The 13,179-nt window shown below is 64.7% G+C and carries 14 protein-coding genes; 7 read left to right on the top strand and 7 right to left on the bottom strand.

Translation table 11 applies throughout. The annotated features are described in order from the left end of the window. The first annotated feature begins 145 nt into the window (after positions 1 to 145). Both ACLLJI_RS08605 and ACLLJI_RS08600 read left to right on the top strand, forming a co-directional pair. Entirely contained in the window at positions 146 to 379 is a 234-nt protein-coding gene (locus ACLLJI_RS08605; protein ID WP_434620271.1) for a trehalase-like domain-containing protein, read from the top strand. A 21-nt stretch (positions 380 to 400) separates the two neighbouring features. After that, a complete protein-coding gene (locus ACLLJI_RS08600; protein WP_434620268.1) occupies positions 401 to 1,996 on the top strand; it encodes a glycoside hydrolase family 15 protein in 1,596 nt (531 codons plus the stop codon). Positions 1,997 to 2,077: 81 nt separating this feature from the next. Here ACLLJI_RS08600 and ACLLJI_RS08595 read toward each other — a convergent pair whose 3' ends face one another. The 3 genes from ACLLJI_RS08595 to ACLLJI_RS08585 form a co-directional block, all read right to left on the bottom strand. Then, positions 2,078 to 2,263 carry a hypothetical protein gene (locus ACLLJI_RS08595; RefSeq protein ID WP_434620265.1) on the bottom strand — a complete coding sequence of 62 codons (186 nt, stop codon included), beginning with the start codon at positions 2,261 to 2,263 and terminating at the stop codon, positions 2,078 to 2,080. 229 nt (positions 2,264 to 2,492) lie between these two features. Next, a complete protein-coding gene (locus ACLLJI_RS08590) occupies positions 2,493 to 3,164 on the bottom strand; it encodes a redoxin domain-containing protein (protein ID WP_434620262.1) in 672 nt (223 codons plus the stop codon). A gap of 328 nt (positions 3,165 to 3,492) precedes the next feature. Then, positions 3,493 to 3,672, bottom strand: a complete 180-nt coding sequence (locus tag ACLLJI_RS08585; protein ID WP_434620259.1) for a hypothetical protein — start codon at positions 3,670 to 3,672, stop codon at positions 3,493 to 3,495. Between the two features lie 480 nt (positions 3,673 to 4,152). Between ACLLJI_RS08585 and ACLLJI_RS08580 the strand changes: the two genes are divergently transcribed. Then, positions 4,153 to 4,506, top strand: a complete 354-nt coding sequence (locus ACLLJI_RS08580) for a VOC family protein (RefSeq protein WP_283561667.1) — start codon at positions 4,153 to 4,155, stop codon at positions 4,504 to 4,506. Between the two features lie 549 nt (positions 4,507 to 5,055). On the opposite strand, the gene ACLLJI_RS08575 is transcribed toward ACLLJI_RS08580, so the two are convergent. From ACLLJI_RS08575 to ACLLJI_RS08565, 3 genes are all read right to left on the bottom strand, one after another. Further along, positions 5,056 to 5,523: a DUF1810 domain-containing protein gene (locus tag ACLLJI_RS08575; RefSeq protein WP_434620256.1), complete on the bottom strand. Its 468-nt coding sequence runs from the start codon at positions 5,521 to 5,523 to the stop codon at positions 5,056 to 5,058. Between the two features lie 157 nt (positions 5,524 to 5,680). Further along, positions 5,681 to 7,210, bottom strand: coding sequence for a S53 family peptidase (locus tag ACLLJI_RS08570; protein ID WP_434620253.1), 1,530 nt, complete (start codon positions 7,208 to 7,210; stop codon positions 5,681 to 5,683). A 217-nt stretch (positions 7,211 to 7,427) separates the two neighbouring features. Beyond that, positions 7,428 to 7,652 (bottom strand): hypothetical protein, encoded by a 225-nt coding sequence (locus tag ACLLJI_RS08565; RefSeq protein ID WP_434620250.1) that lies wholly within the window; start codon positions 7,650 to 7,652, stop codon positions 7,428 to 7,430. Between the two features lie 153 nt (positions 7,653 to 7,805). On the opposite strand from ACLLJI_RS08565, the gene ACLLJI_RS08560 reads away from it, so the two are divergent. Then, the gene (locus ACLLJI_RS08560; RefSeq protein WP_434620247.1) at positions 7,806 to 8,126 is read left to right on the top strand and encodes a hypothetical protein; all 321 of its coding nucleotides are present in this window, start codon (positions 7,806 to 7,808) and stop codon (positions 8,124 to 8,126) included. A gap of 1,154 nt (positions 8,127 to 9,280) precedes the next feature. On the opposite strand, the gene ACLLJI_RS08555 is transcribed toward ACLLJI_RS08560, so the two are convergent. After that, positions 9,281 to 10,186 carry a LysR family transcriptional regulator gene (locus ACLLJI_RS08555; RefSeq protein ID WP_434620244.1) on the bottom strand — a complete coding sequence of 302 codons (906 nt, stop codon included), beginning with the start codon at positions 10,184 to 10,186 and terminating at the stop codon, positions 9,281 to 9,283. A gap of 115 nt (positions 10,187 to 10,301) precedes the next feature. On the opposite strand from ACLLJI_RS08555, the gene ACLLJI_RS08550 reads away from it, so the two are divergent. The 3 genes from ACLLJI_RS08550 to ACLLJI_RS08540 are packed head-to-tail and all read left to right on the top strand — an operon-like array spanning position 10,302 to position 13,147. Next, complete coding sequence (locus ACLLJI_RS08550) at positions 10,302 to 11,543, top strand: cytochrome P450 (RefSeq protein WP_434620241.1); 1,242 nt, start codon at positions 10,302 to 10,304, stop codon at positions 11,541 to 11,543. Positions 11,544 to 11,555: 12 nt separating this feature from the next. Further along, positions 11,556 to 11,882 (top strand): 2Fe-2S iron-sulfur cluster-binding protein, encoded by a 327-nt coding sequence (locus tag ACLLJI_RS08545; protein WP_434620238.1) that lies wholly within the window; start codon positions 11,556 to 11,558, stop codon positions 11,880 to 11,882. Positions 11,883 to 11,911: 29 nt separating this feature from the next. Continuing rightward, the gene (locus ACLLJI_RS08540; RefSeq protein WP_434620235.1) at positions 11,912 to 13,147 is read left to right on the top strand and encodes an NAD(P)/FAD-dependent oxidoreductase; all 1,236 of its coding nucleotides are present in this window, start codon (positions 11,912 to 11,914) and stop codon (positions 13,145 to 13,147) included. The last annotated feature ends 32 nt before the right edge of the window (positions 13,148 to 13,179 follow it).

Genomic DNA, 13,179 nt, shown 5'->3' with positions numbered 1-13,179 from the left:
TCCGGCCCGCGGAGGCCGCCAACGTTCGACGTCCCGCGTGGCGAGCCAGGGTCCGCGACACGGGAGGCGATCGTGAGGACCGAGATCCGGCGTCTGCCGAGTATCGCTTCGTTTGCCGCTCTCGGTCATCGTCGGGGGTGGGCGGGTGAGTGACGTCCCCCTCGGTGAGCACGCCCTGCTGTCTGACTGCGGCACGGGTGCGTTGGTGACGGCCGGGGGTTCAGTGGACTGGTTGTGCCTTCCCCGTTTCGACAGCCCGCCGGTGCTGGGGCGGCTGCTTGATGCGCAAGCGGGGCATTTCCTGCTGGCGCCGGCCGCACGGGGCTTCGTGGCCACCTGGCGGTACCGGTCGCCGGGACTCGTGCTGGAGACCACCTGATCCAGGCCTGGGGGTGAGTTGGTGGTGCTCGACGCGTTGGCGTTGGGCGCGGGTGAGCGGGGCCATGATCTGGGCCGGTCTGCACCGGGCGTCCTACTGCGCCTGGCGAGGTGCACCCGCGGGACGGTGCCGGTGCGGGTGGAGTACGCGCCCCGCCCTGAGTACGGGTTGGTTCATCCCCGGCTGGCCCGCACCGGCGGGTCGATCGTCTCCCGCGGCGGTGCCACGGTCTCGGTGCTCAGCACCGAGGTGGACATGGACCTCGCGGACGCGACGGCGTCGGCCACCGTTTCACTGGCCGAGGGTGAGGAGCTAGCGTTCGCGGTAGCGCAGTGCGACCCATGGGGACAGATACCGCCACCGTGGAGCAGGCACCAAGTCCGCCGCAGATTGAAGGCCACCGAGGCGGGCTGGCGCAGCTGGTCGGCGCTGCATCAGCACTACGACGGGCCGCTGCGCGAGCTGGTGCACCACAGTGGGGTTGTGCTCCAAGGTCTGACCTACGCACGCAGCGGTGCTCTCATCGCCGCGCCCACCACGAGTCTGCCCGAAGGAGTCGGCAGCGGCCGTACCTGGGACTACCGCTTCACCTGGCTACGGGATGCGAGCATGACGATGCAGGGCTTGTTCATTGCCGCCTGCCCCGAGGAAGCCGGACGCTTCTTCTCCTTCCTGTCCCGGGCTGCGGGCACCCAACTGGACCGCGGCCTGGATCTGCAGATCGTGTTCGGCGTCGGTGGCGAGCGGGACCTCAGCGAGCGAGAAATCCCACGCCTGTCGGGGTGGCGGGACAGCGGTCCCGTGCGGGTGGGCAACCAGGCATGGGAACAGCGGCAGCTCGACGTGTACGGCGCCGTCCTGGACGCCGCGTACACCTTCCGCGCCCATCTGGCGGACATGTCCGAGGGGACGCGGGTGTTTCTGATCGCCGCTGTCGAGGCGGCGTTCACCCGCTGGCGCCAGGATGACCAGGGAATCTGGGAGGTACGCGGGCAACCGCGGCCCTATCTGCACAGCAAGCTGATGTGCTGGGTGGCCCTGGACCGAGGTATAGCCATGGCCGAGCTGCTCCACGCCAGTGACCGCGCCGCCCGGTGGTCCGCCGAGCGCACGGAACTGCGAGAGACCATTCTGCGTCGCGGTTGGAACGCCGACGTTGGAGCGTTCACCCAGTACTTCGGGTCTGACACCCTGGATGCGTCAATCCTGCTGATGGCGACCGTAGGATTCCTCCCACCCGTCGAGCCCCGCCTCCTGGCCACCATCGACGCCATCGAAGCGGGCCTGGCAGACCAGAGCGGGCTGCTGTACCGCTATCGCGGAGGCGACGGGCTCAAGGGCGGGGAAGGCAGCTTCCTGCTGTGCACCTTCTGGTTGGCCCACGCCCTGGCCGTCACCGGTCAGGTAGGGCGCGCCCGGAAGGCTCTGGAACGCGCCGCCGGGTTCGCCAGCAACCTCGGGCTGTTCTCCGAACAGATCGACACCACCAGCGGCGAGCTGTTGGGCAACTTCCCCCAGGCCTTTAGCCATCTTGGTCTGGTCACCGCCGCCCAGGCACTCGCCGACGCTGAGCGTGCCCAATTCACCAATAGCCACACCGTCACGACGTCATCCTGACGAGGATCGGACTCCGTCATGACGGCTCATCGCAATTGACGGGGCTGAGGCGCCCGCCAGGTGTCGGATAGTCGTCCCAACCTAGGATGGGGTCAGGCTGGCCAGGTTCTCCTGCACCACGCCCATCCGGTCCGCGCCAGGCAGAGCTCGCAGCCGGGCGATCATCGCGTCGCTGGCTTCGATGCCATCCACGGACACCCAGGCACGGGCCAGCGGAATGGCCAGCCGCCGGCGCCCAGTACGGACCTCCCAGCTTCGCCTCGGCACTGCCCTGGTCAGTCCAAGCGGTGCCGCGGGCCAGAAATGCCGACAAATCCGCAACCTCGTCTAGCCCTCGGGGAAGAGATGGGTCGAAAGCGTGACGGTGCCACCGGCGCGCAGGGCGGCTGTGACCATCAGCACATTGCTAACCACGGGAAGTACACCTCGAGGTGACGCTGGAGCCCAAGACGACACCCGCAGCAGCATGCCAACGGGCGATGCGTCCTTCCCGATATTAGGCTGGGTATGGCATCCTGAAATGCCCCCTCGGGGGGTAACGGGGGTCGAACCGCGAAAGGCGACCCGATCGGACGAATGGTTGGGACCAGCGAACGCACGGGGTGAAGGTACCGGACCGGATCCAGAATCGCTCCGGGACAGCCTCAGGCGGCTCCCCGGGCCGGGTATTCGCTCTTCTGGGCAAACTGCAGGCGGCGAGCACGTCGTCGATAGCTGGCCGACCGAACGGCATCGAGGACACGCTGCTCCAGAACAGGGTTCCATCGGCGTCCAGGACGAACATTCCAGGCTCGTTGAACACCGGGTCCTCGCCGTCCTTGATCGCAGTGGAAATGAACGAGCCCCACTCCCGCGCGGAGGCCTCGGTGAGGCCACATGCCACCGGCAGGTTTCGCAGGTGCCACTGCTCGACCAGTTGAGCGCTGCGCTCGGGTGTCTCCATGCTGACTGCAAGAACCCGGCCCACGCCGGCGTCGTTCAGGTCAACGAGACGTCGATCGAGTTCACCGAGCTGCTTACGGCATACCGGACAGTGCAGCCCTCGGAAGAACACCACGAGGGAGAACCGTCCGTCGGCACCACTTCCCAACGCCAGTTCATCGGTGCTCCCGCCTCCAGTGAGCGGTAGCGACAGGGTGGGTGCGGTCTGGGTGGGATGGAGAGTCATGACGGATTCAACAAAGACCCCACCAAAAAGTATTCCGGATCGGTGGTTGATCGTAACAAGCGGACCGTCCGCGCAGCCCAGCCGCAATTTAAACCATGGCAATGCGGCCAAGAGGAAAAACGCGAGCTTCTGTTGCGCACCCCAACAGTGTCTCCGAGGTCGTTCTAGGCGCCATCGGCGAATACCTCCATGCCAGCTGACGAGTTCCAGCCCGCCGTTCCCCTGCCGGGACGGCGGGCTGGAACGAATTCTCTGAACTTGAGAGCGGCTCTGGAGAAGCGACTGACTTAGTCAATTCGTTTCGTTTCGGGCAGTCAGTATCGTGCAATTAGGTGTTCGCGGCCTGGCGGAGGTTCGTATGGCTCGGGCCAGAATGCGGTGAAAGCGCCGCTGCGTCGTGGTCCACGAGGAAGAACGTCAGCGCGGGAACGGTGTCGGCAAGGGTCGATCCGAACCGGGGCCAATCGCGGTCTTCCAAGCTGTCCCAGAACTCTCTGAAGATGGTCATTGGCCCAGACTATAGAAGTCGCACGCGCTCTTTGGATGAAACTCCGACAGCACCGGGGGTCGTAAGCAGCGGGCACCCCTCTGCGTCGCGTTTTCCCGTGCATTGAAGTATGGGCTTTGGCTTTTCGCCACCTGCGAGGACGGCCCAGGACGCACCCGAGGAAGAGAGCTCGACAAAGTGCTTGCCCGACAGCCGGATATGGGAGTCGGTCCGTTCGGCGTTCACCATACGGACTGAAGTTCTGTACCAGCGGGCAGCAGGCGGACAGTTCAAATGCGTCCGTTGCACATCCGCTTAAGTGTGCCAACAACGAGTGGAATGGCATCGAATGAGCGAACGAGAGGCGTGATGCCTCTGTTACCAACATCCGCGAGAGGATTCACCACATGTGTTTCGGTGCCGGACAAATCATGGCTGTCCAGAACGTGCATGGACCCTGTAGCGTTTGGACGTACATCCGATGCTGACAGGAGTACTGACATGCATGCGACAAGCATCATGGCGAACCTTAGAGTGGCTAACGTCGAGGCAGCGAAGGGGTTCTATACCGACTTCCTCGGGCTCAGTACCGAGGAGTTCAACATGGGCTGGGTGGCCCGCTACACCTCGCCCGCCACACCAGCGAACGTCCAGCTCGTCGTTCGGGACGCAACCGCACCCGAAGACGCGGTCATCTCCGTTTTGACGGATGACATCGAGGGGGCTTATGCACAAGCGCAGCAGCTCGGCTACGAGATCGTGCATCCGCTAACGACAGAGCCATGGGGCCACCGCCGCTTCTTTGTCCGAGCGCCGGACGGAAACGTACTCAACGTCGGCTACCACCGGGACTGAAACAACGGCGGGCGGCAAACAACCAACCGCGATTCTGACGGACGCGGCTTTCACGGCGGCCGATGGCCGATGGCCGATCGGCTCGAGAGCGATTTGAACCGCCCTGCAACCAGTGGCAACGGGCAGCCCCGCGCGAACCCGTGAGCCTGCCGCCTCGGTGACCCGGGAAGTGCCGGCCTCGTATCGGCATTCACGAAAAGTCGCGCCCCTGGCAGCGAAACGGAAAGCCCATTTCATACTTTGTCCGAGTACTTGGGCCTTGACAACGCCACGAGGCGCGGATAGGCAGCCGATCCAGATTCTGGCCGACGTAAAACAGGTGCTCGCGGGAGTGGAACCACATCCTGCAGGACCAGCTATTGGTCAGTGACGACGAATACTGGGTATGCGTCGACGGCGGCATGCGTCGACGGCGGCGTCCGTCCGGAGCGCGGGGCCGACCAGCTCCGGCCCCAGCCGTTCCTTTGGCGCTGATCTGGCAACTGACGCGCGCCGTTGGCTTGGACGAGCAGGTCGTTGCTGGGTTGACGAAGGAGCAAGCCGTCCAGGCTAGCAACGACTACTGGAAGTCCCAGGCGGAGAGCCCTGTCCGGTCAACAGCCGGTCAGTAGCGGCATCGGGCAGGCCCTCAAAGTATTGGTTCAGAACTTGTTGGAACACCGGTTCTTCCGGCGCTGCCCGCAGGAACAACGTCACGGAAGAGTGCAGCTTCTGCGCGTCAATTCCGCCCATGATCTGCTGGGCCGTTCGGCCCTTAATCTCGGCAACGGTATGGGCGCTTTTCCTCAGCCGCGGGCCAAGCACGCGGTGGTCCAGATAAGCCCGTGCCTCCGCCAAGGAGCGGATGGCGTACATCTTTGATGTTGGGCTGTGGCCCAGTCCGGCGACCTGCGGGAAAACAAACCACATCCAGTGACTCATTTTCCGCCCGGCACGAAGCTCGCTGATGGCACCGAGATACGTGCCGCTGCTGTCCTGGGCAGTGACGAAGCGCTGCAGTTCGTAGGGATCTTCCATATCGTCCTCCCGGGATGCCTCCGCTCGCCCATCAGACTATCGGTCGCCCCGGTACGGCGCGCCTTGGCCGGCCTATCCCCCACCAGGCCGGCCGCCGTCGTCGTACCGAACGTCCCTGAAACCCGCCATGAAAATGTTGACCGGCGCTTCGTTGGCGTCACCCGCCGTTCACTGCGGCGACGAGGTCCGGCAGCAATTCCGCGGCATTCGGGGTCCCAAGCCCGGTTACCGGATCCCAGCCGGTAGTAGCCGGATAACCGGCGATCGACGGGTCAGCGGTGTTGTTGCCGGTGGTCACGTCGTACAGATCGGCCGCGTACTGCGTGGGATCCGAAGCAAGCCGGTACAGCGCGGGGTTGATAAGGCCGAGGCCACCGCCGTTTATCTGGCCGGCAATGGCGATCAGCCCGGCCCATTGCGGACAGGATAGAGAGGTGCCGCCGATGTCGTACCACCCCGTACTGCAGGGCGCGGACGAACCGTCCGGCTGCCCGCACTCCAGGCCGCTCAAGCCGTCCGGCGGGAGCGAGAGGTAGATGAGCGCACCGGTGCCCGCACTCGCCTGTAAACCGATGTCCGGGACACCGCGCATCGACCCGATCGGGGTACTCCCGGCCGGCAGCGTGGCCTGATAGTCCGGCCGCGGGAACACATGGCTGAAGCCGCCACCGGAGAACGTCCACCCGACCTCGGCGACGCCGGGGTTGGCCTGGCACTTGGCCGGCGGGCTCGTGCTGTCCACGGTGCGCTGGGACGTCGCGTTGGGGTCGGTGCATAGGTACGTGCCGCCGACCCCGGTGACGAGCGGATCAGACGCAGGCCACTCCACCTTCGGGTAAGGGAAGAGCTTCCCCGCGTTCGGGCCACCCACCGGAGCCTTGCCGGCGTTCGCGGTGCCGCCGTCGCCGGAGGACCCCAGCACGGTGACCCCATTCTGCGCCGCCGAAACGAACGCGTGGCGCAGGTTCTGCAGTGCATGCGGACTGCCAAAGGCATCCTCAGCGGAGGCGAAGCTCTGCGAGATGACCTGCGCCAGGTGATGGTCCACGACGTACTGCTCCGCCGCCATCATCTGGGGGAAGCCTTGGACTCCCAGGGTTTCAGCGGTCGGAGTGGTCACCAAGAGAATATTGGCCCCGGGGGCCATGGCGTGCGCGGACTCGACGTCGAGTGCGACTTCCAGCGCCCACGCGGATTTGTTTTCCTGCCCGGTGCCCTTGCTCTTGGCCGGCGGAGCCTTCGTGGCCGGGGAGCCCTGCAGCTGCAGCTGGCTGAATGTCGGCATCCCGGCTGTGCAGGTTACCGCCTCCTCACCGCACATGGGAGCAAGCCCGAAGGCCTGGTTATAGACGTGCAGGTCGTGGGCCATGGTGTCGCTGCCGTAGGAATCGACTATGGCGATGGTGATCCCGTGTCCGTCCAGCCCGGCCGCATAAAGCGGACCGACGTTGTAGGCGGCGCGCGTTGACTGCGGTGTGAAGCAGCGGCGGCCCACCGAGGCGCACTGCGCCTGGGTGGGTGGCGTCGCAGAACTTGTCAGCTGGACGAAATCTGACACCGACGGGTGGACCGCGGGCAATTGGGCCGCAGGTGGGGATGCGGACACCGTGCCGGTCAGGCACGTGGACGCTGTGAGCGCCACTCCACCCGCCAACACCAGGAGCCGGACTCCGAGATGAGATGACATATTGACCTCCAGGCTGCGCGGTTACTAAACCCTCGCAGCCGGGTCGCTTCCCGGCCTGGCTGCCTCAATCCGACTGAGGGCTGCCCTTGGTCTACGCGCAGCCGCTCCTCCTGTCAAGTGGCCGTGCGGACGCGACAGGCCGCATGGGGCGGCATTTCTACACCTCGATAGCTCACACAGCTGCTCGTTCACTTGGGAGAACAGGCCGCGTCCCGGGTCAACCCTCCCCGCGGACGCGGAGCCTGCCGAGCAGCGCCGCTGTCACCAGGCCCGCGGTGAGCTCCAGTCCCACGATGCCCAGCATCGCCGACATGCCCGGCTGCGGACCGGCCCGGGTGGGCATCCCCGCGCCCGTCCCCAGGTGGACGTGACCGCCCGTGGAACGGGAGAATAGCAGCGCCGCGTGCACAGCCGCCATGGCCAGGGCGGTCCCCATCAGCATCCGGGCCGCCGACGCGCTGCCTCGCCGCGCTGGTTGGTTTCCTGATCGTGGGCTGGCTTGGGGTCAACAAGGTCGATCTCTCGGTCAAAGCCGTTGCCCTGCTGGTGGGCTGAAATTTTTGGCGCCGCACTGGCTTTCAGCATCGGGGCCTTCATGGGAGTTGAATCGGCTGCGATCTACAGCGAGGAGGCCAAGGACCCGAAACGCTCCGCCGCATTGGGCCTGGTCCTGCTGCTGGTGCTGAATTCCCTGGCAGTGATTGGATGCTTCTGCAAACACACCGGCGAGTACGGCGTGTGGACGCGGCTGGTCGCCCCGGCGGTTTCGGCCGTCTCGCTGGGACTGATCGTCATCCTGATCCTGACGAATTTCAATGTCCTGATCGGCAGCGAGGGCGCCTCCCCCCTGTCTTGGATTCTACCCGTCATCGCACTGCTCCGGGCGTGCTGGGCACGCTCGGGGGTCTGCGGCTGAAGGCCAAACGACCGGAGGTTTACCGCTGGATCGGGTTCGGCGGTAATCAGGGCTGAGCCGGTCAGGCGGTCCACCGCAAGAGACAACGGGCGACGGCGGCACTCACCCGAGTGCCGCCGTCGCCCTTCGGTCCGCCGTCGTCCCTGCTGCAAACCGTCGTTAATCCGTACCCGATCCCGGCTGCGGGGACTCCAGCCCGCTCCCGAATTCCACGCTCACGTTTTCCTGCCGGCCGTCTGCCTGCCCGGCCCACGGTTGCGTCTCGTCCAGGCGCATGGTGAAGGTGCCGGACGGACCCGATGCCGGGAAACAGGCGGGACGGCAATCCTGCACGCCCGGTTCCGGCCCGAGGCCGCTTCGAGTCGCGGATCCAAGTGGAGGACCACCGGCGCCTGGGCCCATGCCCGCCGCCGGCCGGTACAGCCACGTCCGGGGAGCTGCCGGCTGGTGCCAGGAAATCGTCGGGGCGGACGCATGGAATCCCATGAGCTGTCCCAGACTGATCAACGTTTCCGGTCGGCCGCGCCGCCCCGTGCCGAAGCGGGTCTCCTCGCCCACCAGCACCGCGCAGGCGTGCAGGGCCTTAACTATCCGGTTAACTCAGCTTATGTGAGGATTCTGGCTCGTCCTGATTTTCCGCTGTCGATTGCGGAGTTTCGGCACCCATTCCGCAACGGGCAGGACCGGAACGCGGTCACGGGATCGCTTGGGGATGTTGTCAAAGTTTGACCATGTTTGGCGGCCAAATCTGGGCGAGTTTGGAGACACGCCGCCTTTTCGCCAGCGAAACTGCCTGAATGTGTCAAACCTTGACGGTGCCCGTATGAACCTGTCCCAATTGTGCAAGCAGCCTGCAGAAGTTGACCTTTGCGGGGTACTGGTGATCGCGGCTGGACCGCCCACTCCACAGAGCTGAGTTAACCGGATCGGCGTGGTGCAGGGCTTTGTCGTGTTCCGTCGCCCTGTGTTCCATTGCACTGTGCTCGATTGCCAATTGTTCGACTCTAGGACACATCGTGCTGACGTTCAGCTTTCGCGTCTTTGATGGAGCTTTTGCAAGCCTTTTTTGTGACCTGTGCCATGGTGCAGGCCAATGTGGGGTGTATTGCCGAACAAATCCGGGCACTGAAATCCGGTCACAGTGCTGGAACGGGTCAGTCCCGTGGCCATGGGGCGTTCGAGGCAAACTCGGTCATCGCCTGCGCCCGGTCCGTTAAACGGAAATCCTTGGGCCAGATCATTTTGACCGACAGCGGATTAACGGCTGGGTTCAACGTTTTGGCAATCAGGCCAAGACCCTCATAGGTGGTGTCCGTCGCTGGCCGCTGGATCAGAATTGAATACCCCAGGTTGCGCCCCACCAGGGAGCGTGTGACTTCGAAATCGGTGGTCCGGTGCCGGACGTTGGGTTCGACACCTGCCTGCTCGAACAGCGACATGGTGTGTCGGCTGCTGGGCGGAGCATCCAGCAAGACCATTGGATCCTCGGCCAGCTCCGCCAGCGAGACGTCCCCCTGCTGCGCCAGCCGGTGGCCTTCCGGCAGCAGCACGTACGCCGGCGCCTGATAGAGCTCAACGCCCGCAAGTCCGGGCAGCAGGTCGGTGTCATAGACGACGACGAGGTCCAGACCGCCCGCGAACAGGCGTTCCTGCAGCCCATCCTGGCTTCCCTCGACGAACTCCAGCCGGACCTGCGGGTGGAGAGCCGCGAACCCGCTCAGCAACAGCGGCAGAACTGTCGGTGCAAGAGTCAGATAACAACCGATGACCAGGGGCCCTGCCAGCTCGCGTCCACCGCTGGCGGCACTCAGCTCCAGTTCTTCCGCTTCGGCAAGGAGGACGATGGCGCGCGAATAGAGATGCTTCCCTGCCGGTGTCAGGGTCACGCCGTGCGCCTTTCGGCGCACCATCAGCTGGATCCGGAATATCCGCTCCAGCTCCGACACCGCTGCGGCAACGGCTCCCTGGGAAAGGTGAACCTTTTGCGCGGCCGCGGAGATCGCTCCGGATTCCGCCACCGCCACGAAGTGAGCGAGTTGCCGCAGAGTGTACCTCGCCATGAATTTGATCATCCTCAATATTTTTACGGTTATTGCAGACTTTTCTGCACTTTACCTAAGGATATGGCGCGTGGCACATTGGAGGGAATCCAGCCACCGACATGCGGAGCCAAAGATGACACCTCCAAGCACCAGCACCAGCACCGCCCGCGAAGCCCCTACCGCCGATTGGGTCGCCCTCGCCGATCTGCACCGGAATCCCTTTCCGATCTACCGGCAGATGCGCGAGGAGGCACCCGTCCACTGGGTGCCGTCCGTCAACCGGTACATGGTCACCAGCTATGAGGCCTGCCACCTCATCGAAAACGATCAGGAAACCTTTTCGGCGAACGAAACCGGTTCGCTGATGAAACGGGCCATGGGTCATTCGATGCTGCGCAAGGACGACCGGGCGCACGATGTTGACCGCAAATCCTATGGCTCGGTGCTTCGCCCAAAGGCGATCAAGGAGACGTGGAACCAGATCTTCGAACAGAACAGCCGAACGTACCTCGACCGGTTCAAAGCTGCGGGCCCCGGCGCGGATCTGATCCGGGAGTACGCGGCCCCATACGCCGCGGAAAATTTGCGTCTTATCATGGGCTTCCACAATGCCAGTCAGGAAGATATGCAGCGCTGGTCCCAGACCATGATCAACGGAACCGGCAACTATGCCGATAATCCGGAGGTCTGGGCCGCATCGGAGAAGTCGTACAACGAAGTGGACGACGCCATCGACGAGGTCCTGCCCTACCTGCGCAGGAACCCGGACACCAGCCTGCTCTCCGGTATGACGGCAATGCCCATTCCACTCGAAGCCATCCGCGCCAACATGAAAATGACCATCGGCGGCGGGCTGAACGAGCCCCGGGACGTGCTCGGAGTCGCGGTCTGGGCTCTGCTCACTCATCCGCAGCAGCTGGCTGCGGTCCTGTCCGATCCGGCGCTGTTTCCCCTGGTCTTTGAAGAGGCCGTGCGCTGGGTTGCCCCGATCGGCATGTACCCCCGCGAAACCACGAAGGCCACGGTATTGGAAGGCATTCAACTGCCCCGGGGGGCGCGCCTGGGCGTCGTCATCGGCGCAGCAAACCGGGACCCCAGGGTTTTTGCAGATCCCGAATCCTTCAATATCAACCGGGAGAAGAAGCCCCATCTGGCCTTCGGGGGCGGCAACCATTTTTGCGCCGGCACCTGGGTCGCCCGGGCATCCGTGGCCGGCGTCGCCCTGCCTGGCGTGTTCAGGGAACTGCCGGCTCTCCGTCTCGATCCCGGCCGCGCGGCCGTCGATGCCGGCTGGGTCTTCCGCGGCATGACGGACCTTCCGGTGACGTGGGCGGCCCCGACCTCGACCTCGACCTCGACCAACCAGACTTTCTAAGGATTCATCATTATGGCAAAACTCAGTTTTCACCACACGGACGGCGCCGTGGATGTCCTCGAGGTGGACACCGGAACGTCGGTTATGCGGGCCGCCGTAACCAATGGCGTCCGCGGTATTGTCGGCGAATGCGGTGGCCAGGCCATGTGCGCAACCTGCCATGTGTATGTCCGGCCCGGCTACCTTGACGACCTCCCTGGAATCGGTGACGACGAGGAGGAAATGCTTGACTGCACTGCGGATCCGCGTGACGCGGACCGTAGCCGCCTTGGCTGCCAGCTAAAACTCGGTTCCGGGCTTGATGAGCTCGAAGTCGATATTCCGGGCAGCCAGGTCTAGGCGCCGTGGGCAACCCGATGAGCAGCTCCATGAACAGCCCCCTTAGCCGCATCGTCGTCGTCGGCAACGGCCAGGCCGGAATCCAGCTTGTCGATTCGCTGCGCGCCGAGGGCCACACCGGCGGGATTACCGTTCTGGGTGATGAAACGCATCTCCCCTACCAACGGCCTCCACTGTCCAAGGACTACATGGTCGACGGAAGTGCAGCCCAAGCGCTGCCGCTGCGGGCGGAGAAATTCTTTACCGAAAACGACATCGATTCCCGGCTTGGGGTCCGGGTGACGGCTATCGACCGTGCTGCACGGACGGTAACCGTCGACGACGGTACCAAGGTGCCGTACGCAACGCTGGTGCTCGCCACCGGCGCGGCCAACCGCGGCCTCAGTGTCCCTGGGAGCAATCTGGCGGGCATCTACGGGCTGCGGACCCTCTCCGACGCCGAGGCTATTCACGCCCGACTGGGCGATGTCGGAGCCGTCGTCGTTATTGGCGCCGGCTTCATCGGTCTTGAGTTCGCCGCCGCGGCCCGGCAGCGCGGCATCGATGTGACGGTACTGGAATTTGCGGACCGCCCGATGGGCCGCGCCCTGTCCCCCGCCCTGTCCCGGTATTTCGTCGGCGCGCATGAGCGCATGGGTGTCACCCTGCGCCTCGGTGAGGGCATTGCTTCCTTTACCGGGAGCGCCGGCCGGGTGACGAGTGTCGAGAGCACCACCGGTGCGTCCTACCCGGCCGATCTGGTGCTGGTGGGGATCGGCGTGGTCCCACGGGCGGACCTGGCCGCCGCCTCCGGGCTGGCCGTTGAGAACGGGATCACGGTGGACAGCAGCCTGCGGACCGCGGACCCGAATGTCTTCGCCATCGGTGATTGTGCAAACTACCCCAGCCACCATGCCGGTACCCGAACGCGGCTGGAGTCCGTGCAGAACGCCACGGACCAGGCCCGGCACGCTGCCAAAGCTATTGTGGGCCGCAGCGGGAGCTACGCGCAACTACCCTGGTTCTGGTCCCAGCAGGGTCCGCTGAAGCTGCAGATCGCGGGTTTGGTGCAGCAGAGTGACACAACGGTGCTGCGCGGAGATCCGGCGACGGATAAGTTCTCGCTCTTCAGCTTCCGCGGAGGCCATCTCGCCGCCGTCGAATCCGTCAACAGACCCGGCGATCACATGGCGGCACGCCGGCTTCTGGAGCAGGGCCGTTCGGCGTCCCCGGAGCAGGCCGCAGACCTCGAGTTCGACGTCAAGTCCTACTCCAAGGCCCGGTAGGCGGAGACCCGCGTCACAGAGTGACATGACCT

Source organism: Arthrobacter sp. A5, assembly GCF_051131705.1.
Taxonomy (GTDB): Bacteria; Actinomycetota; Actinomycetes; order Actinomycetales; family Micrococcaceae; genus Arthrobacter_M.
Note: the sequence above shows the minus strand (reverse complement) of the source record. Positions and strands in the feature narration are given on the sequence as shown.